The sequence below is a fragment of the Halorhodospira abdelmalekii genome (assembly GCF_016583625.1).
Lineage (GTDB): Bacteria > Pseudomonadota > Gammaproteobacteria > Nitrococcales > Halorhodospiraceae > Halorhodospira > Halorhodospira abdelmalekii.
In genome coordinates, this window is record NZ_NRRN01000011.1 from 18276 (window position 1) to 38298 (window position 20023).

18 protein-coding genes are annotated in these 20023 nt (G+C 62.1%); 6 read left to right on the top strand and 12 right to left on the bottom strand.

The annotated features are described in order from the left end of the window. Nucleotides 1-25 precede the first annotated feature (25 nt). Together CKO15_RS03945 and CKO15_RS03950 are read right to left on the bottom strand one after the other, a co-directional pair. Nucleotides 26-598, bottom strand: coding sequence for a thioredoxin family protein (locus tag CKO15_RS03945; RefSeq protein WP_200192734.1), 573 nt, complete (start codon nucleotides 596-598; stop codon nucleotides 26-28). 84 nt (nucleotides 599-682) lie between these two features. Next, on the bottom strand, nucleotides 683-1777 hold the full coding sequence (locus CKO15_RS03950; RefSeq protein WP_200192736.1) for a TRAP transporter substrate-binding protein: 1095 nt from the start codon (nucleotides 1775-1777) through the stop codon (nucleotides 683-685). Between the two features lie 141 nt (nucleotides 1778-1918). On the opposite strand from CKO15_RS03950, the gene CKO15_RS03955 reads away from it, so the two are divergent. After that, nucleotides 1919-2578: a TRAP transporter small permease gene (locus CKO15_RS03955; RefSeq protein ID WP_200192738.1), complete on the top strand. Its 660-nt coding sequence runs from the start codon at nucleotides 1919-1921 to the stop codon at nucleotides 2576-2578. Continuing rightward, a complete protein-coding gene (locus tag CKO15_RS03960; protein ID WP_242464548.1) occupies nucleotides 2575-3861 on the top strand; it encodes a TRAP transporter large permease in 1287 nt (428 codons plus the stop codon). Before CKO15_RS03955 ends, CKO15_RS03960 begins: the two co-directional genes overlap by 4 nt. 202 nt (nucleotides 3862-4063) lie before the next feature. On the opposite strand, the gene CKO15_RS03965 is transcribed toward CKO15_RS03960, so the two are convergent. The 3 genes from CKO15_RS03965 to CKO15_RS03975 all read right to left on the bottom strand — a co-directional run bounded on the left by CKO15_RS03965 (nucleotide 4064) and on the right by CKO15_RS03975 (nucleotide 8068). Beyond that, the gene (locus CKO15_RS03965; RefSeq protein WP_200192741.1) at nucleotides 4064-5488 is read right to left on the bottom strand and encodes a TonB family protein; all 1425 of its coding nucleotides are present in this window, start codon (nucleotides 5486-5488) and stop codon (nucleotides 4064-4066) included. A 17-nt stretch (nucleotides 5489-5505) separates the two neighbouring features. Next, nucleotides 5506-6846 (bottom strand): tetratricopeptide repeat protein, encoded by a 1341-nt coding sequence (locus CKO15_RS03970; protein ID WP_200192743.1) that lies wholly within the window; start codon nucleotides 6844-6846, stop codon nucleotides 5506-5508. A gap of 406 nt (nucleotides 6847-7252) precedes the next feature. After that, complete coding sequence (locus CKO15_RS03975) at nucleotides 7253-8068, bottom strand: 3',5'-cyclic-nucleotide phosphodiesterase (protein ID WP_200192745.1); 816 nt, start codon at nucleotides 8066-8068, stop codon at nucleotides 7253-7255. Nucleotides 8069-8189: 121 nt separating this feature from the next. On the opposite strand from CKO15_RS03975, the gene CKO15_RS03980 reads away from it, so the two are divergent. After that, complete coding sequence (locus CKO15_RS03980; RefSeq protein ID WP_200192747.1) at nucleotides 8190-9869, top strand: HD domain-containing phosphohydrolase; 1680 nt, start codon at nucleotides 8190-8192, stop codon at nucleotides 9867-9869. 142 nt (nucleotides 9870-10011) lie between these two features. Then, entirely contained in the window at nucleotides 10012-12003 is a 1992-nt protein-coding gene (locus tag CKO15_RS03985) for a CHASE2 domain-containing protein (protein WP_200192749.1), read from the top strand. 73 nt (nucleotides 12004-12076) lie between these two features. On the opposite strand, the gene thiC is transcribed toward CKO15_RS03985, so the two are convergent. Then, nucleotides 12077-13723 (bottom strand): phosphomethylpyrimidine synthase ThiC, encoded by a 1647-nt coding sequence (gene thiC, locus CKO15_RS03990; protein WP_200192751.1) that lies wholly within the window; start codon nucleotides 13721-13723, stop codon nucleotides 12077-12079. Nucleotides 13724-13726: 3 nt separating this feature from the next. Continuing rightward, on the bottom strand, nucleotides 13727-14416 hold the full coding sequence (gene gpmA, locus CKO15_RS03995) for a 2,3-diphosphoglycerate-dependent phosphoglycerate mutase (protein WP_338035990.1): 690 nt from the start codon (nucleotides 14414-14416) through the stop codon (nucleotides 13727-13729). A 216-nt stretch (nucleotides 14417-14632) separates the two neighbouring features. Here gpmA and CKO15_RS04000 point away from each other — a divergent pair, with 216 nt between their 5' ends. Together CKO15_RS04000 and CKO15_RS04005 are read left to right on the top strand one after the other, a co-directional pair. Then, nucleotides 14633-15904, top strand: a complete 1272-nt coding sequence (locus CKO15_RS04000; RefSeq protein ID WP_242464549.1) for an MFS transporter — start codon at nucleotides 14633-14635, stop codon at nucleotides 15902-15904. A 5-nt stretch (nucleotides 15905-15909) separates the two neighbouring features. Further along, nucleotides 15910-16683, top strand: coding sequence for a cobalt-precorrin-6A reductase (locus CKO15_RS04005; RefSeq protein WP_338035988.1), 774 nt, complete (start codon nucleotides 15910-15912; stop codon nucleotides 16681-16683). An 87-nt stretch (nucleotides 16684-16770) separates the two neighbouring features. Here the strand turns inward: CKO15_RS04005 and CKO15_RS04010 are convergent, their stop codons facing one another. Genes CKO15_RS04010 through CKO15_RS04030 form a run of 5 tightly spaced genes read right to left on the bottom strand, consistent with a single transcriptional unit; the run spans nucleotide 16771 to nucleotide 20007 of the window. After that, nucleotides 16771-17607, bottom strand: a complete 837-nt coding sequence (locus CKO15_RS04010) for a sirohydrochlorin chelatase (RefSeq protein ID WP_200192755.1) — start codon at nucleotides 17605-17607, stop codon at nucleotides 16771-16773. Nucleotides 17608-17613: 6 nt separating this feature from the next. Next, entirely contained in the window at nucleotides 17614-18249 is a 636-nt protein-coding gene (locus tag CKO15_RS04015) for a precorrin-8X methylmutase (protein WP_200192757.1), read from the bottom strand. A gap of 20 nt (nucleotides 18250-18269) precedes the next feature. Further along, the gene (locus tag CKO15_RS04020; RefSeq protein WP_200192759.1) at nucleotides 18270-19094 is read right to left on the bottom strand and encodes an ABC transporter ATP-binding protein; all 825 of its coding nucleotides are present in this window, start codon (nucleotides 19092-19094) and stop codon (nucleotides 18270-18272) included. Between the two features lie 17 nt (nucleotides 19095-19111). Continuing rightward, nucleotides 19112-19651, bottom strand: coding sequence for a FecCD family ABC transporter permease (locus CKO15_RS04025; protein WP_242464550.1), 540 nt, complete (start codon nucleotides 19649-19651; stop codon nucleotides 19112-19114). Beyond that, nucleotides 19621-20007 carry an ABC transporter substrate-binding protein gene (locus CKO15_RS04030; RefSeq protein ID WP_200192761.1) on the bottom strand — a complete coding sequence of 129 codons (387 nt, stop codon included), beginning with the start codon at nucleotides 20005-20007 and terminating at the stop codon, nucleotides 19621-19623. Before CKO15_RS04030 ends, CKO15_RS04025 begins: the two co-directional genes overlap by 31 nt. Nucleotides 20008-20023 lie beyond the last annotated feature (16 nt).

Below are 20023 nucleotides of genomic sequence, written 5' to 3' on the forward strand. Positions count from 1 at the left end.
CGGAGCGAAGGCTGACGCCGACGCCCTAATAGTCAGGCTCGTTCCCTGCCTTCCACTTGATGTTGCAACCAATACTCGGATATTGCGGCTGCGGTGGTGGATCGCCGCGCAGCATCGCCTCAAGCGCCCCGTAGAGGTCGGTACCGGTGATCGGCCGACCGTTCTTCGGTGTGCTCTCATCGAAACGGCCCCGGTAGTAGAGCTTACGCTGGGCATCGAAGAGGAAGAAGTCGGGGGTGCAAGCGGCCCGATACGCCTGTGCCACCCGCTGCTCGCCATCGAAGAGGTAGGGGAAGGGGTAACCGGCGTTGGCCTTCTCTTCGGCCATCTTCTCCGGACTATCGGCTGGATGGGTCTCTGGATTGTTGGCGCTGATCGCCACCATGGCCACGCCGCGCTCGGCGCACTCATGGCCGAGGCGCGCCAACTCCTCGCGCAGATGGAGCACGAAGGGGCAGTGGTTGCAGATAAAGGCAACCAGCAGCCCATGGCGGATCGGCAGATCGTCCGGGGTTACGGTGCGCCCTTCGGTGTCTGGCAGGGCAAAGTCCGGCGCCTCGGTGCCCAACTCCAGCATCGTCGATTCAGTCTGTACCATGCGATCTTCTCCACATTAGCGCGCACTGTTCTGGCACTTCTGGCGCTACTCACAGTGCCAGAAGGTGCCGGGCAATGCCGGGGACTACTCCGCTTCGGCCGCCTCAACGGCGTCAAGCAGCTGGGCCAGCAGACGCTCGGCGCGGCTACCGACATCGGAGGTAAAACGGGCGCGCAACGGGCGCGCCAACTCCTTAAAGACGGCGCGCTCCTCGTCGGTCAACTCGATAAGCTCGGTATCGGAGTTGGCCTGGATCTGCTCAAGCCGTTCGGCATTCACCCGCTGCTGCACCTCATGCGCCCAGGGGACCAGATCAGCGGTGATCTCACGCAGCATCTGCTGCTCTTCTGCGCTGAGGCGATCAAAAAAGAGCGCACTGGCCATAAAACTGGCGATGAATTGCGCCTGGCGCGCCGAGATTAGATAGTCCTGGACTTCGTAAAAGCCCATCTCCTGGTGAGCAAAGAAGGGCTGTATCGCCGCATCAACGACGCCTTGCTGCAAGCCACTGTAGAGCTCGCCGTACTCCATCGGTGTCGGGTCGGCCCCGTAGGCGCGATAGGTCTCACGCAGCAAGCGATTGTCCATGGTGCGAATCTGCACCCCCTCGAAATCGCCCGGGGCACGGATCGGAGTGTTGGCACTCCAGACTTGCCACCCCTCCGGCACTAAAGCGAGCAGTTGCAGACGCCGCTCCCGGTAGGCCTGCTGCAGATCGTCACCCCATAAAAATTCGGGGTCATTGAGGGCGCGGGCATTGATCCACTCATCGTCGCTGAGCACGAAGTTGAGGCTAAAGAGCTGACTCTCCGGCACTGTTGAGCCCAGCAGCCCCGAACCGAAAGCGAAGTGTACAGCGTTGTTCTGCAGCTGCTCGTAGATATCATCGATATCTCCGATGACCCCATAGGGGTAGATCTGCACCTCGACCCGACCGTCGGTGCGCTCTTCGATCTCCTCGGCAAAACGCTTAGCGTATTGGTGCTGGATGCTGCCCTCGACCTCCTCAAGCGCGATGCGCCATTGGCGCGTCTCGTCACTATCGGCACAGCCGGTGAGAGCCAGCGCGCTGAGGGCGACGATCAGCAGACCGCCGAAGAGGGTGGAGCGGGCGCCGCTGGTGCGGAAGACAATGGGCAAGGCTACTCGATGGGCTACTCGATGGGCTACTCGGTGCATGGCTGACACCTCCCCCGCGCTACAGACAGTGGGATCTTTGGAGTTTACCGTACCACAAGGGGGACAGGGGGGGACAGATTTGAAATCTGTCCCCGAAGGCTGCAAGAATGAGCCCCCGAACCTCGCCCAAGGGGGCTGCTGATGGCCGCTACGCGCTACCTTCAGCGCATCGACCGCGGGATCGCCGGGCTCGAATCATTCATTCTAGCCGCCGGTGTACTGGCGCTAGCGGCAGTCTCGATCACCAATACGCTGCTGCGCAACGTGCGCGGCACCACCCTCCCCGGCGCCTCGGAGCTGACCGAGATCTTGATGATCTGGATCACCTTCGGTGGTTTGGCCTACGCCGTGCGCCACGCCCGCCACATCGCCATGACAGCGGTCTACGATCAACTGCGCGGTCGGCTGCGCAAGGGACTATCGCTGCTCGTCAGCAGCGGCACTGCCCTCTTGCTCGGCTATCTGGGCCTCTACGCCACGCTCTACGTGATCGATGTCTACCAGGGCGGGCGGGTCACCACTGCGCTCAATATCCCAGTCTGGATCGGCTACCTCATCGTGCCGATCGGCCTCTGGCTCGCCGCCCTGCAGTACGCCTTGACGACCTGGCGCAATCTGAGTAGTGCTGAACTCTACCGCTCCTTTACCGAGCGTGAGCGCTACGAGGAGGTAACGCCGCGCAGTGGCTGCGACGACGGGGGGCACGACCCGCGCAGTCACGGGGCGAATGGTCGCGGGGTGAATGGTGGCAGCAGCCGGAAGGCACCCCCTGCCGACAGCGACGAGGATCGGCCGCGATGATGACGGCGCTGATTCTAGCGATCATGGTGCTGCTGCTGCTCGCCGGTTTCCCGCTGAAGGTGCCGCTGATTGTCGGCGCGCTGCTGGTCATCGCCATCGAGCTGCCCTTTCTCGATGCCAGCGACTTGATTCGGCAGATGATTACCGGCGTGCAGCCGGTAGTGCTCTCGGCCGTACCGATGTTCATCCTCGCAGCCGATCTAATGACCCGGGGGCGCACCGCCCACACCCTGCTCGATCTGGTCAGCACCACCCTCGGCCACCTGCGCGGCGGTCTGCCGATCACCACCGCCGTCAGCTGTACCCTCTTTGGCGCCGTCTCTGGCTCGACCCAAGCGACCGTGGTGGCGATGGGCTCACCGCTGCGCCCACGACTGCTGCGGGCCGGCTATAAGGACCCCTTCACCCTGGCACTGATCGTCAACGCCAGCGATGTCGCGCTGCTGATCCCGCCGAGTATCGGCATGATCGTCTACGGCGTGGTAGCACGCACCTCGCCGGCTGAGCTCTTTATCGCTGGGATCGGCCCGGGGCTGCTGATCATGCTGCTGATCAGCCTCTGGTGCTACATCTACACCCGCTGGCACGGCATCCCGGCGGAGCCGCGCGCCGCGTGGGGGGCACGCGGGCGGGCGCTGCTGCGCGCGCTGCCGGCTCTTGGGATGCCGGTCATCGTCATCGGCGGGATCTACAGCGGTCTCTTTACCCCGACCGAGGCGGCGGCGATGTCGGTGCTCTATGCGCTGGTGTTGGAGTTCGTGATCTACCGCAGCCTACGGCTTGCTGATCTCTTCGCGGTAGCACGCTCGACCGGCCTGATCACCGCTGTCGTCTTTATCCTGGTGGGGGCGGGACAGGCCTTCGCCTACGCCATCTCGTTTGCGCAGATCCCGCAAGAGCTCGTCACGCCGTTGATCGGCTGGGTCGGCGATCACCCCGAACTGGCGCTGCTGACGATCGCAGCGATCTACTTCGCCGGCTGTATGTTCGTCGACCCGATCGTCGTGATCCTGATCTTTACCCCGATCCTCGCCCCTCTGGTGGCGAGCGCCGGCCTCGATCCGGTGCTCGTCGGGACGGTGGTGGTGCTGCAGGCAGCGATCGGCTCGGCCACCCCGCCCTTCGGGGTCGATCTCTTTACCGCAATGGCGGTCTTTCGACGACCTTACCTGGAGGTGATCCGCGGGACTCCGCCCTTTATCGTCATCATGCTGATCGCGACGATCTTAGTCATCTTCTTCCCGCAGATCGCGCTCTTTTTGCGCGATATTGCCTATATCTAGCGGCCATATGGCCTTTATCTGGCCGGCATCTGGCCTATATCTGGCCGCTAGCAGCCTGTCGGGCTTAGATTGCAACCCCCCTGATCGACAAAGGTTTTTTTTGGCCCGAATCTAAAATTCTTTATGATCAACGATTTTCAAATAAAGACCGACAGGCTGCTAGCCAGCAGGAAGAGATATCTGGCACGAGGAGGCGTAGCGCTCAGCGCAAGCGGAACTCGATCGGCACCGTTAACGCCAACCGGCTCACCCCCTCCTCTTCGGGAATCACCGGGAAGCGGACCGCCTCAATCATCCGCTCGACCTCCTCATCAAGCAGCGCGTGCCCGGAGCCTGACTCGATCTGCCAGCTCGTTACGCGCCCCTCGGCGTCGATCTCGAAGGTCAGCTGCACCACCCCTTCGAGGCGCCGCCGTTCCGCAGCCCGCGGATAGCGCCGCTCCTGCTGCAGGGCACGGTGGATGGCGGCGAGGAAATCGTCGGTGACATCCCCAGCGGTGCCGGGCTCGGCGGCCTGCTCTCCCTCGATGAAGGTATCGGCCTCGGGCAGGTCAGGCAGCGCCGCCGTCTCGGCCAGGGCCTCGGCGGGAAGCACTGGCTCGGCAGCGGTCTCTGGCTGCGGTTCGGGTTCGGGCTCGGGTTCGGGCTCAGGTTCAGGCTCGGGCGTTGGTCCTGGTCCGGGTAAATACTCTTCGATTTGCAAGAGATCGGGGTCGTTTTCCGTATTAAATCCTTGTGACGATGAGGGCGAGCCTGCCTCCGATTCTTCGGTTGGTGGAGGGAGGGCGAATGCCAAAGTGGCCCCACCAGCGGTGGCGGGAGGCGATACTCCTGTGTCGGTCTCCTCGTCGGAGGGAGGGGAGGCACCATTTGCGAAAGCGGCGTCCTCATCCACGTCCTCGGCACTGCTTTCGTCATGCTCAGAAGGGCCGAGAGCCCCTGTGGAGGAGCCATTTTCGTCCTCGTCGAACTCCTCTTCCAAGCCCTCCAACTCTCTAGGTCGCATCGGCAACAAACGAGGCGGGGTGTCGGCATCCGCTATATGGTAATAATCGCTCTCTTCACCTTCACCGACGTTGACACGCTCACCTACCGCGCCCTTGTTTTGCGCCCAGCCGCCACCGCTCGGGGTGCCGCCCATCGTGCCAAAGTCTGAGTCGTGAGCGACATCGGAAGTTGTGCCGCGGATACCGATGATGGCGACCGGTGTCTCGATGGAGTAGTTTTCCTCGCCACTGATGGCCCCAGAGATGGCGCGCATGCCGCCCTCAAGAAGAGATTTTCGGCTCTCGCCTGCACCCTGTTCGGCGTCAAACGAATAGCGCTCAAACCGCAGGCGGGTGTTCTCCCGGAGAGTTAGGCTTTGGTCGTCGTTAAGGCGGATCTGTATACGCCCGTCGGCGCCCGTGATGACCTTATCGCCGACAAAGATTGGATCGCGGCGCAACAATACTCGACTCTCCTCTTCGCGCTTCGCCTCGATCTCGCCGCGGGTCGCTAAAACGATGCCGATTGGGTCGCCAGTGCCGGCGAACAGAGCAGCAGGTGATGAGCAGAGGCCGATCATCAGAAGTGTGGCGGGGCCGTTCAGCGATCGTGTTCTGGTCGGAGAGGGGGCTGTGGTCATGGCTCTGTGGCCTCACTTTATTCCCAATCGTGGCGCAACGAGAGGGTAACCTGGTTGCGATCGAACTCTAGAGGGGTAATATTCGCGCGTTTGCGGAGGTGGGAAGCGGTTGTGTGGACGCTCCAGCCACTCGATGCAAAACTGAAACTATAGCCCGCCGTGGCCCGAATCAGGCGCGAGCGTTCGGTCGATTCATCGCCGCCGCGAGCGATCCAGTGGGATCCATCTTGACGCGTAGCAGCTTGATCGTAAAACTGGTAGCGCAATCCTGCCGAGGCCATTACTGCTTGCGACGGGGTCAGCCTCAGCTGGAGGTGGCTGCTGAGGTCGGCGGCGTTTTGTGAGTAGAGGTCGTAGTTGGCCTGTTCTCGGCTGAGTCCTAGACGGTTGAAGGAGACAATGCCCAGCGGAGAGTCGAAAGCGTGTACTATCCCCCCGGCAGTGCCCAACTTCCACGCGTTGCGGTCTTCATTTTGGGCGTGGTGGGTGTGGCTGAGTGCCGCTTCGATACGAAGTTGGGTGCGTGCGCCGAGGCGTCGGTGGAGCCGAGGCGAGAGGCCAAAGCGGGACAAGAAATTGTCGCCGTCGAGGCGAACATGCTGCACCTCACCGCCGAAGAGGTAAAGGCTGCGTTCTGAGGCATTCACAACGCGAGAGCCGTGTAGTTGGAGAAAAGTTTGGTCGTAATCGGTGAAATCGCGGTAGCGGCGGTGCTGAAAGTGGCTACGAAGTCGCCATTGTCGATCAGCAACCCACGGAGTGTGGTAGGCGCCGCCGGCATGTCCGGCATAGAAGTAGTCCGATTCGGCCTTGTCGAGGATGCCGATAGGACCGAGCACGGTAAAGAGCTGGATTAAATCGTCACTGGCGGCAGTAACGTTGCTGTCGTAGCCGACTTGACCCTCTACCCAGAAACGGGTCGTCGGACTCCGCGCCGCCAAGCGTCGATCGATCGCTGCAATGAATTGCTGAGCTCGCTCTGCTACCTGAGGCGGTGGTGAGCGGTCGATCACGCTGCTGAATTGGGTTCGTGCGGCGGTGAGTTCGCCGCTCAAAAAGAGGGCACGTCCTAGCTCCAAGCGGGCACGGTCGTGAGTCGGTTCGACGATGACTATCCGCTCAAAGGCGCGCGCCGCAAGCTGTGGATCGCCGGCGTTTAGATGGGCCAGTCCGGCGGCGAGATCGAATGCAGGAATGCCGGCAAAATCGTCCGTAGCCGCGCGTGCTAACTCATTCGCTGCAGCGTAATCGCCGCGTTGCTGTTTGTCGTAGAGCCGCTCAATGGTCTGCTCTAGGTGGTCTTGCGGTTCATGGGCGAGGAGGGGGGCGACAAAAAGAGACCCCAGCAGTATCAGCACTGCTAGTATCAACGAGCGTACCTTAAGGGGGCTGGAGGCACTGAGTTGGGACAAGGTGCTGGTCTCGGTAATATCTATCGCACGGATCCGCTGAGAAGTTTCACACTGTTTGCAGCCCCTCCCAATGAGAGAAAAGGCAACATTCGCAGCGGGTTTCGCTGTCTCCTCCGGGTCTCTGGTGCTGTCCTGGTCTCTGGTGCCTTATAGGGCGTGCTCCGCCGGCACTGGTTAAGTGACAGAGTCGTAGTTGGTTGCCCTGAAACTTGGGAACAGCGGCCTTTTCCGCTCCTTCAGGCGCCAGTACAGACCGGCTGCCAGTATAGACCGACTTGCCTCACACGGCATCGGGAGTCGTCCATGGCGTTGCCAGCAGTCGTCGCGAGGAGCGCCTGTTTTTGTTGGTTACTCATTGAAAATCAAGCTCAGAGATATGTGCGTGGGGTGTGCAGCCACGGCCAAAGTGCAGCTTTTCGCCGCAGCGCAGGTAGCGGATGCGCTCCGTAGGCAGAACTTCCGCCAACTCGAAGGCGATTTGTTGCGCTTCACTCGGTTTGAGGTGGCTAATCCAGACGGGGATCTCCGGTGCGAGATGTTGTCGTAAATCTTTTGCCAGCAAGCGCGGTGTGTAATGGCCGATCTGTACGGCTAAACGCTCCAATCTATCTGGCAGGGCGCACTCAATGATCAGGCCGTCGAGGTGTTCGAATTGCTGCAGTGCGGTCCAAAGTTCCGGACATGGGCCGGTGTCACCACTAAAAGCGACGCAGGTCTCGGCGGTGCTGATCGCAACCCCCATCGCCGGGATGGCGTGTTGGGCTGGTAGGGGGGTGATGTGGTGAGTGCCCAGGGTCAATCCTTCTGTCCGGGCGACGGGGTGTAGCGACAAAACGGGGGCCGTGGGAGAGGGCAAGGCTGTAAAGTCAGGCCACAGCGCGTCATTAAAGAGGTGCTCGCGCAGCACCTGTATGGTCTCGGGCAAGGCATGGACGCGCAGCGTCGGGGCGACGGTGCCAATTCGAGCATCGGCCATGAGCGCCAGGAAGCCTACGTGATCGAGGTGGGCGTGGGTCAAAACGACATCCGTGATCGCGCAGAGCGCGTTCAGGGACAAATCGCCAACGCCGCTACCGGCATCAATCAGCAGTGTGTCGTCGATCAGCAGGGCGGTCGTCCGCATCCCTGCACTAATGCTGCCGCTGGCTCCGAGCGCTCGTAGTTCCATGCCGTTTGCTTCTCTCCTTCGGATGCGATCTTTGTGGTGTAGTATTGCTGTCGATGCAGATCAACTCCACTCGGGGTCTTCCGTCATGTCGCACTCGCCCGATTCGTCGTCCGCAAAGTCGATGCCCGTATGTAACGGGGATGAAGGCGACGACCGCCTTGAGCGACTGCTCGAGATCGGTACCGCGCTCTCCGCTGAGACCGATCTCGATGCGCTCTTAGAACGCATCCTCGACGGTGCGCGTTATCTGACCGGCGCCGATGCCGGTACGGTCTACCGCGTCGCCGGCGATCAGCTCCGCTTTGCTACAGTTCACAACACTACCTTAGGTTTGCGACTTGGCGGACGCAGCGGCGTTCCGGTTACCTTTCCCGATCTGCCCCTCTATCTGGAGGACGGCAGCCCCAATCGTAAAAACGTCGCCGCTTACGTCGCCGTCTTCGGTGAGACGGTGCGCCTTGAGGATGCCTATTGCGCCGAGGGCTTCGACTTCTCCGGCACCCGACGCATCGACAGTCAGACCGGTTATCGCTCGCGCTCCTTTTTGACCATACCGATGCGCGATCATGAGGATACGGTCATCGGTGTGTTGCAGCTCATCAACGCGATCGACCCAGCAACGAAAGAGACCATCTCCTTCTCGGAGCGCGATGCACGCATCGCCGGTGCCCTAGCTTCGCAGGCAGCTACCGCCCTAACTAAACAAACTCTGATTGATGCCCAGCGCGAACTCTTCGCCGCGTTTACCCGGGTCATCGCCAAAAGCATCGACCGCAAAAACCCCGTGACCGGCAAGCACTGCGAGCGGGTTCCGGAGCTCACCCTGATGATCGCCGACGCAGCTTGCGCCACCTGCCAAGGACCGCTGGCCGAGTATCAGCTGAACCGCGACCAGTACGATGAGCTTCGGCTTGCTGCTTGGCTCCACGACTGCGGGAAGATTACCACACCTGAAGCTGTGGTTAATAAATCGACTAAATTGGAACGTCAGAGCGACGCCATTGCCGAGATCGCAACGCGCGCCGTAGTCGTCTGTCGTGAGTACGAGCTGCAGTGGCTCAAGGATCCGTTAGCGGCTGTGGCGGCTGGTGGACAGAGATGCAGTACGCCGCTGGAGGAGCATATACCTGGAGCGGCCGACGGTGCAGCGGATGTTGCATTCGCCGCGCAGCTGCGCGCCTTCCATGGCCAGTTGGAGGCCGATTTGGCCTTTTTGCGCAGAGCGAATCTCGGCGGCGAGTTTATGGCAGACGATCTATGCGAGCGTGTCGATGCAATCGCGACCCGTTACACGTGGACCGATCTCAACGGTGAACGACGCCCGCTGTTGAGCGCCGAGGAGGCCGAGCTGCTCAAGATTCGACGCGGGACGCTGAGTGCAGACGAGATGAAGATTATGCGCCAGCACGTCGAGGTCACGCGCGAGATGTTAGAGCAACTGCCTTTTCCTAAGCACTTAGCGCGTGTTCCCGAGATCGCTGTACAACACCATGAGCGCATCGATGGGGCCGGTTATCCAGACGGTATTCCGGGGAAGCAGATGTCGATGCGGGCGCGCATGATGGCAATTGCCGATGTGTTCGAGGCGCTGACGGCGGCCGATCGCCCCTATAAGTCGGCTAAGAAACTCAGTGAGGCGGTACGGATCATGGGGTTTATGACCAAGGAGGGGCACCTTGACCCGCAGCTCTTCGATCTCTTTATCCGCGAAGGCGTCTATCGGCGCTATGCCGAGCAGTTTATGCGCTCGGAACTGATCGATACGGTCGATGAGCGTGACATCCCTGGCTATCAGCCGTAAGTGAAGAGCGTTGCTGCAGGTCTTGGGGAGGGCTTGGGGCGCAGGCCGAGTGACTGGGATCCACGGGGCGGTCCCCTGTGGATGGTTGTGCGTTGTGCGGTTCCCTGAAACTGCTTACTGATCAAAGGGAGAACTCAGGCAGATGCTCGCACGCCTCCGTGCCCGCCTCACCCCATTGAGCCTTGGTATGGTGGTGTTGGCCGTCACCCTCGTCGCAATCCACACCGAGCGCGAGCCGCTCTATAGCGCCGTTGTTGCCGCGCAAAACTTCTTCTACGATCAGCGTTTAAACTGGACGCAGCCGGGGCCACCGGATGACCCGCAGGTAGTGATCGTCGATATCGATGAGCGGAGCCTGAGTGCCGTCGGTCGCTGGCCGTGGCCGCGTGAGCGGGTCGCCGATTTGGTCGCAGCTATTCAGGAGGCGGGAGCGGCCGTCGTCGCCTTTGACGTCGTCTTTGCCGAGGCAGAGCGGAACATCGCCGAGCGTGTTGCGCAGGCCGTTGGGGACGATGCCGACGCCGCGATGCGACAGCGAATCGAGTCGCTGATGCCGGCTTTTGACGGTGATCGGCGCCTTGCAGAGCAGCTCGCTCGCGGCGATAGCGTGCTCGGTTATATCCTCCATAGCGATGTCACTGGCGAGCACGACGGGGTCTTACCGGAGCCGCTGCACCCTTCGCTGACGATCGACGGCCTGCCACTGAGCGTCCTGCAAATGCCGGCCTACACCGGCAATCGGCGTCAGTTTCAGGAGGCAGCGCACGGCGCCGGTTTCTTCACGGTGCTCGCAGATGGCGACGGTGTGGTTCGGCGAGTGCCGATGGTTCTTGCCTACAACGGCGCGCTCTATAGCGCGTTGTCGGTCGAGGCGGTGCGTGAACTCCACCTGTTGCCGGCGCTGCAGCTTGATACCGCGCCGCTGGGGCAGCGCCTGACGCTTGAAGGGGTGCGTCTCGGCAGCCTCTATATCCCAACCGATCACCAAGGGCAGGTGCTGGTGCCCTTTCAAGGACCGCGTGGCAGTTTCCCCTATATCAGTGCTGCCGATCTGCTCTCACCCGAGGTCGATTCGCCGCGCTCGCTCGAGGGCTCGATTGCGCTTTTAGGGACCAGTGCGCTAGGGCTTTACGACATTCGCCCGACGCCTCTCGATCGTGCCATGCCGGGGGTCGAGGTCCATGCCAATATCATCCACGCCATGCTAGAGGGCTCCTTTCCGCGGCGTCCTGCATGGGTCGAGGGGGCCGATTTGGTCAGTGCTATAGCGCTCGGCGCGGTCGCCGTGTTGGCGTTGCCTTTCCTCTCGCCGTGGCTGGGTTTGATTTTGGCCGCTCTCCTGATCGCCGGCTTTACCGCTTGGAATCTGTGGGCGTGGGTTGAGTTGGAGTTGGCCCTTGGCTATGTGTCGGTTGTCGCTGGGGTGGTAGCGGTGACGGCAACGAATTTCATCTGGGGGTTTGCCTTCGAGCATCGGCGCCGCAACCAACTCCGGCAGCGCTTTGGCGAGTACGTGCCGCCACAGTTGGTCGAGCAGATGGCCGAGAACCCGGCGGCCTACAGCCAAGAGGGCGAAAACCGCGAGATCACGCTGCTCTTTTGCGATATTCGTGGCTTTACAACGCTCTCTGAAAAGCTCGATGCAGCCGATGTCAAGGCGGTTCTCAATCGCTTCTTTACGCCGATGACCCGGATCATCTTTGAGCACCACGGCACCATCGATAAGTACGTCGGCGATATGATCATGGCCTTTTGGGGGGCGCCGATGGACGATCCCGATCAGCGGCGCCACGCCGTACAGGCGGCGTTGGCGATGCTCGAGGAGGTCGATCGTCTGAAAGTGGTCTTTCGTGCCGAAGGACTGCCTGAGATCGATATCGGTATCGGCCTGAATACCGGTTTGGCCAATGTCGGCGACATGGGCTCCGACTATAGGCGCGCCTATACGGCAATCGGCGATGCGGTCAACCTGGCGGCGCGAATCGAGTCGCTGACCAAAGAGTACGGCTCGCGGCTCCTGATCAGCGAGCACACCCGGGCCGGAATCGAGACCGAGTGGCCGCTGATCGAGGTCGACCGGGTCCAGGTGAAGGGGCGTAAGGAGCCGGTCACGCTCTATCGGGTCGATCTGTGAGGCTTCGATCCTTCCTTAGCCGTGTGAACGCCGCCATGCTTCAGCCGTATGACAGAGTCCCGGAGGCCAACGGTCAGAGCTCCCGGCTGATCGCCATCGCGCAGAAGCGCGGCCCGCACATGGAGCAGAAGGCCGCCTCCTTGTGCGTCTCCTTCGGCAGCGTCTCGTCGTGGTAGGCGCGAGCCCGTTCCGGATCGAGCGAGAGGTTGAATTGATCCTCCCAGCGAAACTCGTAGCGGGCCTTCGAGAGGGCATCGTCGCGCGCGCGCGCGCCGGGTAGGCCGCGGGCCAAATCAGCGGCGTGTGCAGCGGCCTTGTAGGTGACGATGCCGGTGCGCACATCGTCGGCGTTCGGCAGTCCAAGGTGCTCTTTCGGGGTGACGTAGCAGAGCATCGCGGTGCCGTGCCAGCCGATCTGAGCCGCGCCGATCGCCGAGGTGATGTGATCGTACCCAGGGGCGATGTCGGTGACGATCGGCCCGAGGGTGTAGAAGGGGGCCTCGAAACAGGCCTCGCGCTGGGCGCGCATGTTTGCCTCGATCTGATCCATCGGGATGTGTCCCGGTCCCTCGACAATCACCTGTACATCGCGATCCCAGGCGCGCTGGGTCAACTCTCCGAGGGTGCGCAGCTCGGCCATTTGGGCGGCATCAGAGGCGTCGGCAACGGAGCCGGGGCGCAGCCCATCGCCGAGCGAGATGGTAACGTCGTAGCGCGCTAAGATTTCGCAGATCTCATCGAAGTGTTCGTAGAGGAAGCTCTCGCGCCCGTGCGCCTGGCACCAGCGGGCCATGATCGAGCCGCCGCGCGAGACGATCCCGGTCAGTCGCTGGCGAGCCAGCGAGACGTGCTGCTGGCGGACTCCGGCGTGGATGGTGAAGTAGTCGACCCCCTGTTCGGCCTGCTCAATGAGGGTGTCGCGGAAGCGCTCCCAGCTTAGCGCCTCGGGGCTGCCGACCTCCTCCAGCGTTTGGTAGAGCGGCACGGTACCGATCGGCACCGGTGAGTTGCGCAGCAGGCAGTCACGGGTGGCATGGATTGCCTCGCCGGTGGAGAGATCCATGACGGTATCGGCCCCCCAACGCACCGCGTGGATGAGCTTTTCGAGCTCATCGGGGATATCGGAGCCCAGCGGCGAGTTGCCGATATTGGCGTTGACCTTGACCTTAAAGTGTCGGCCGATTGCCATCGGCTCGGCCTCGGGGTGGTGGGGGTTGGCCGGAATGACCGCGCGCCCGCGGGCGATCTCATCGCGGACAAAGTCGCTGCTGAGCCCCTCGCGCAGGGCGACGTACTCCATCTCCGGCGTGGTGATGCCGGCACGCGCATAGCTGAGCTGCGTCGGGGCGTTGGCGCCGCGCTCAGCGATCCACGGCGCTCGGATCGGCGCAATACCGCGAATCGGATCGAGCTCGGCTGCGGCGTCGGTGTAGGGGCCGCCGGTATCGTAGAGTCGCAGCGGCGAGTTCGGGCGCGGCCCTTGCGGCGTCGCCGTTGCGGTCAACTCGACTTCGCGCGCTGCTACACGCAGATCGGGGCGGCTGCCCTCGATGTAGATCTTGCGTGAGGCAGGGAAAGGGCCGGCGGCCGCAGCAGCGCGTTGGCGCAAGGCCTCGGCGAGCAGGCAGTCGTCGGTTGCGGCTTCAGCTGCAGCGGCTTGAGTGGTTGTTGCGACCGCGGTTGCGGCATTGCTAGTGCTGTGATCGGTACGCTCAGTCATCTTTCAAGATTCGGCCGTTAAAAATGCACTACTGGTGGCAGTCAGGTTGGCATCGAGTTCGTAGACCAACGGGACCCCGGTCGGGATCTCGACCTGCATGATGGCCTCATCGGAGAGCCCGTCGAGGTGTTTGACCAGGGCGCGTAGGCTGTTGCCGTGGGCGGCGATCAGCACGCGCTCATGACGCTGCACTGTTGGGGCGATCTCTTGCTCCCAGTAGGGCAAGACGCGCTCTAGGGTGAGCTTGAGCGACTCGGTCGCCGGCAGCTGCTCGGGGCTGAGCTCACTATAGCGCGGATCGAAGCGCGGGTGGCGCGGGTCGTCTTCGGCAAGTGGCGGTGGTGGCGTATCGTAGCTGCGCCGCCAAATGTGGACCTGCTCATCGCCGTGCTGGGCAGCGGTCTCGGCCTTATTCAGACCGGTCAAACCGCCGTAGTGGCGCTCGTTCAGCCGCCAGCTCTTGATCTCGGGGATCCACATCCGGTCAAGCGGCTCAAGGGCCAGCCAGAGCGTGCGGATCGCTCGCTTGAGCACCGAGGTGAAGGCGATCTCGGGCGCTAGATCGTGTTGCCGCAGCAACTCGCCAGCAGCGCGTGCCTCGCGCACCCCCTGCTCGCTAAGGTCAACGTCTTGCCAGCCGGTAAAACGGTTCTCGAGGTTCCACTCACTCTGCCCGTGGCGCAGTAGAATCAACTTCGGCATAGGGGCCTCTCCAATGGCATCTTCGGTGCGGTGAGCGCGATAGTGTACGGTCTTTTGCGCTGCGAATGTAACCGGTCTGCTGGTGGTGCAGCGGAGCGCGGTTCGACTACCGCTAGGGGGTGTGTTTGACGGGCATTCGCCCAGCTCGATACCATGAGCCGCTTGGTCTTCGGATATAAACTCGCTGGAGGATCAAACACTCAGCTCATGATGATCAGACCGATCGGCGCGACGGGCTATGCCCTCTTGGGTGCAGGGCTCATCGCCATCGCCTACGGGCTCGCCCGCTACGCCTACGGGCTCTTCGTCCCCGCCATGCGCACGGAGCTTGGCCTCTCGGCCGATGCAATCGGCGTCGTCGGTGCGATGGCCTTTGTCAGTTTCTGTCTAGCCAGCGTGGTCGCACCGCTGATCGTCGATCGGCTCGGGCCGCGCGGCTCAGCGGCCCTCTCCGGAGGCTTCGCCTTCGCTGGTCTCGGTCTGATCAGCCAGGCCGGGGACGCCGTCACGCTGGGGACCGGGGTCTTCGCCTGTGGGATTTCAACCGGTTTGATGATGCCAGCGCTCTCTGCCGGCGCGCAACGGGCGGTTCGCGCCGATCTCCGCGGGCGTGTCAACGCCGTGATGAACGCCGGGACGAGCTTCGGTCTGATCGTCTGTGTGCCGGCTGTGCTGCTGCTTAGCGGGGCGTGGCGCCTTGCTTACGGCTCGTTCGCAGCGCTCGCTGCCCTCGGGGTGATCGCCGCGCTGTTGCTGATCCCGAGGTCTGCAAAGAAGCGCGGCGAGCAACGCGATCAGGGGAAGAAAAAACCCGCTGCCGCGCCACTCGACTCCGCTCGGCGCTTAAACGTCTTGAGCTTGACGCTCTTTAGCTTTGCGATGGGGCTGAGCGCTACGGCCTACTGGATCTTCGCCCCCGATCTGGTCGTCGAGCTCGGCGGAGTGTCGGAGCGGCTGACGGGCATGTTGTGGCTCACTGTTGGCGTTGCCGGCTTGGCGGGGGCGTGGGCAAGCGATCTCGGCGATCGCATCGGTGCACCCGCTACTCAAGCGCTGGCCCTCGTGGCCCTGGGCGTGGCCACGCTGCTGATCGCGATTGCCCCCGGGCAGCTGGAGGTCGCGCTTCTCTCGGCCGCCATCTTCGGCTGGGCCTTTATGACCCTGACCGGCCTCTATTTGGTGACCGGCATTCGCGTGCTGCGCGATCGTCCCGCGATGGGGCCGGTTGTTCCCTTTCTGGCGATCACGGTCGGGCAGGCGGTCGGCTCGCCGCTGGTCGGCTGGACGATCACCGCGACAGGCTATATGGAAGCCTTCGCCGTCTTTGCGACGTTGGCCGTGCTGATCGCGTCGGCCTCGTTTCTTTTCCCTCGAACAACCAGTGACGCCGTCGCTGCAGCGGCTGCGACTGAAGCGGCATCCACACCGCCGTCGCCGAACCCTGAGCCAGCGCCTCCCCCTAAGGTGGAGAGACGGTAGGGAGTGTGCTAAGGCTGCTCATCCTCGGCGGCACGACCGAGGCAATGGCTCTGGCTCGGGCGTTAGAAGGCGATCGCCGCTTTGCACCGACATACTCTGTGGCCGGACGAACCGGTACCCCGCGCTTGCCCGGTGTGCCCTGTCGCAGCGGCGGGTTCGGCGGAATCGACGGTCTGGTCGAGTGGCTGCAACGGCACGCGTGCCAAGTGGTTGTCGATGCAACGCATCCCTTTGCGGCGCAGATCTCGGCCCATGCGGCTGCCGCCGCCGAGCGCAGTGGAGCCAGGCTGCTGGTTTTGCGCCGCCCGGCTTGGAACGCCGGACCGCACGATTGTTGGTACAGAGTGGCTGATATGGCGGCTGCCGCTGCAGCGCTCGGCGAGGCGCCGCAGCGCGTCTTGTTGACCATCGGTAGATTGGAACTCTCTGCCTTCTGCAGCGCTCCACAGCACCACTACATTGCCCGTTTGATCGAGCTGCCGGAGCAGCGCCCCCCACGCTGCGATTTGCTGCAGCAGCGCGGCCCCTTTCGCCTCGAAGATGAACTGGCGCTGTTCGATACCCAGCGGATCGATCTTCTGGTGACCAAGAACGCCGGCGGAACAGCCTCCCAGCCGAAGCTTGAGGCGGCGCGCCGGCGTCGGGTACCGGTCATTATGGTCGAGCGTCCGCCCGTTGCCGCGGTCGCCGAGCAGGTCAACACGGTTGAAGAGGCGCTGTGCTGGCTGGGTGAACCACTCCCGCCGAGCTTGCGCAGCCCGCTGGTCGGGAGTGGTTGATTGCGGGTGCAGCCTTGGCACGAGCGCTAGTCCAGCGTAGTTGGTCCTATCGAGATTCGGCTTACGGCATAACGGCTTAAAAGGTTCTCAGTGATGATGGTGATGATGGTGATGATGGCCATGCCCTGCGGCCGCCTTGCGATGTGGGCAGCCGTCGCACTCAAGCATTGCTGAGCCGTCCCAGGCCTGCTGCACTCGTTCATCGATCACTGCATAGATCTCCGGCTCAAAGCCGATGTAATCGCCCAGCGCAAAGGCCATCTGTGGATACTGCCGGCGCAGTCGCTCAACCTGACTGTTGATGCGCTCGATCAGCCTGCCCGTAAAGAGGTAGAAGGGGAGAACGACCTGCTGTGTCATGCCGAGTTGCCAGTGGCGCTGTACAACACGCTCCAGACGAGGGTGGGTGACTCCGGTAAAGGCCACGTCAATCAGCTCATGGTCACTGCCTTCATAGAGCAGACGAGCGATGCGGGCGACTTCGCTATTCGCGACTCGATCAGATGAGCCGCGCCCGAGCACAATGACTCCGGTAGTGCGTGGATCGGGCACATCGAGCATCAGCATCGCCTCGCGCAGGCGCCGCTCTAGGATTCGCAGTACCGGTTCGCTGGCACCGATGTGCCGGGCGCAGCGAAACTCAGTATGGGGATTGCGGGCACGAGCAGCCGCAATGTGGGCAGGAATCTCCAGCTTCACGTGGCCGGCCGCGTTGAGAATAAGGGGGACTGCGGTGACTCGCTCTGCTCGCGCCGCTGCCCGGTCCAGCCCGGTGTCGAGTAGTGCCTCATCGAATTCGATAAAACAGGTCTCGATCTGCCAGTCAGGGTGCTTCTGTTGCCAGCTCTCCGCAAAGCGGCGAATCTCTTCGTTGCCCTCTTTTTGTCGAGAGCCGTGTCCGATCAAAAGTATGCAGTGATCCATAAGAACTCATTGCTCTCGTTTGCTGGATAAGGCGTTGATGGTGGCTACAGCCATGGCACTGCCGCCCTGGCGGCCGTGCACGATGATCGACTCTAGTTCAGGGCGCGCGGCTAGAGCCACTTTAGACTCAGCCGCGCCGACAAAGCCGACCGCCATGCCGATGACTAGGGCAGGTCGAGGTGCGCCTGCATCGATGAGTTCAAGCAGGCGGAATAGTGCAGTCGGGGCGTTGCCTATGGCAACAACGGCGCCGTCGAGTCGATCGCCCCACAGCTCCAGGGCGGCTGCGGAACGGGTGGTGCCGATCTCCCGGGCAAGTTCCGGAACGTGCGGGTCGCTGAGGGTGCAGATGATATCATTGGCAGCCGGTAGGCGATCGCGAATGATGCCGTGGGCGACCATCTTGCTATCGCACAGAATCGGTTTGCCGGCGCGTAGCGCATCCTCGCCAGCCCGTGTCGCAGCGGTGGTGAATGCGAGTTGATCGGCGATCTCAACCATGCCGCAGGAGTGGATGACTCGGAGCGCAACGCGGCTCTCGTCTACGCTGAACCGGTCGAGTTCTGCCTCCTCACGGATGGTCGCGAACGATTTGGCATAGATGGCTGCGCCGTCTTTGAGATAGTCGCCGTCAGGGGGCATAGGGTGCAATCTCCAGGGGTCTAATGTTCATTCTCTATCCGGTAGCCGATCACGAAAGGCAGCCCGGCGTGGCTTGTCATGTTGACTTCGACTGCGTAAGCGGCACGAATATGATCGTGGGTGATCACCTTATCAGGTGGGCCCTCAGCGACTATTCGGCCACCCTCCAAGAGGGCGATGCGGTCGGCTAGCTGGACTGCTAGGTTGATCTCGTGGAGCACGATGAGTATCCCTTGATTGTGCCCGCGGCTATGCCGGCGCAGGATTTGGATGGTGTCGCGCTTGTGTTTCATGTCAAGGTGGTTTGTTGGTTCATCAAGCAATAGAAAGGGCGTCTCGCGGACTAGCGCCCGGGCGATCGCTGCCTTCTGCCGTTGGCCGCCACTGAGTTCAGTGAGCAGCTTATGACTCATCGAATCGAGCCCAAGCTGTTCCAGCGTGCTGGCTACTTTGGCCATGTCGCGTGCCGAGTAGTGCCAGCTGCCCCGGCGCAGCCCCAGCATCACACTCTCGAATACGGTCATTGGATAGACGATGTCGGCTGCTTGGGGGACGTAGGAGACCCGCTCGGCAATCTGCCATTGCCGCAACCGACGCAGGTCGTCGCCGGCGATATCAATGGTGCCGTTACGGGTGCGCAGCAACCGATTGGCGCACTTGAGCAGCGTGGTCTTGCCCGAGCCATTGGGGCCGATAAGCGCGACGATCTCACCACGGTTAATCTGCAGGCTGACTTCATCGAGGACCTTTGCTTTGCCGTAAGCGAAGGAGAGATTGCTGATGCTGAGCTTGCCACGCTCAGCCTCATCGCCACCATTCCGGCTATTGGCACCCGCCTTAGGCATACCGTGTCCCCTTACGCTCACGTCGCAGCCCCCTCGCGACGACGCAGAATCAAGTAGATGAATAGTGGTGAGCCGATGAATGCGGTAACCACGCCCACTGGCAGGATCACCGAGCCGAAGGCGTGGAGTGATACCAGATCGGCCAGTGCGAGCAGCAGCCCACCCATCAGTGCCGTAGCCGGGATTAAGAAGCGGTGATCGGTGCCAATCAGCAATCTTGCCAAGTGGGGGGCAACCAGGCCAAGGAAGCCGATGCCGCCGGTGAATGCGACCACCACAGCAACCAGAAACGCGACCAACAGCATGAAGGCGATCCGTAGCCTCTCCACAGCCATCCCGAGGCTCTTAGCGGTATCGTCGCCAAGGAGGAGACGGTTCAGGTCGTTGGCGCGCCAGAGAAAGGCCGGTAATGTGAGCAGCAAGGCTATGCCGATAAAGGCCAGACTCTCCCAGTTGGCGCGGCTGAGGCTGCCGACAGTCCAGAACATGACCTCGCGCGTGGCGTAAGCGTCGGAGAAATAAACGATCAGGGTGGTGGTGGCGCCGAAAAAATACATCTTTTGAGGGTGTTTTCAATGCCGTCAAAGGCGCGTGCCTCGATGGTCTTGTCCTCGGAGAAGCGCGAACCGAACATGTCACTGGGGATGCCGACGAGTTTTTCGTCGGCATCAAGGTGGAGTGTCATGCGAAAGGCATCGACGTTGACGGTGGCAACCCGTTCGATCTCTGCGGGGATCTCGACGTTGCGTCCGAGCATGTCTTCAACGGTTTGGGTTTCAGACGGTGACGCTACGTCCCCGGTGGCTTGCTCAGTGGGCTGGAAATTATCGCAGCCGGTGTTTGCCCAGAGCAAGAGTAGGGTGCCAACCGGTATGGCTATCCAGCTCGGAAGTCGGCGTTGTTTAGGCTGCATAGGTTGATCTCACTGT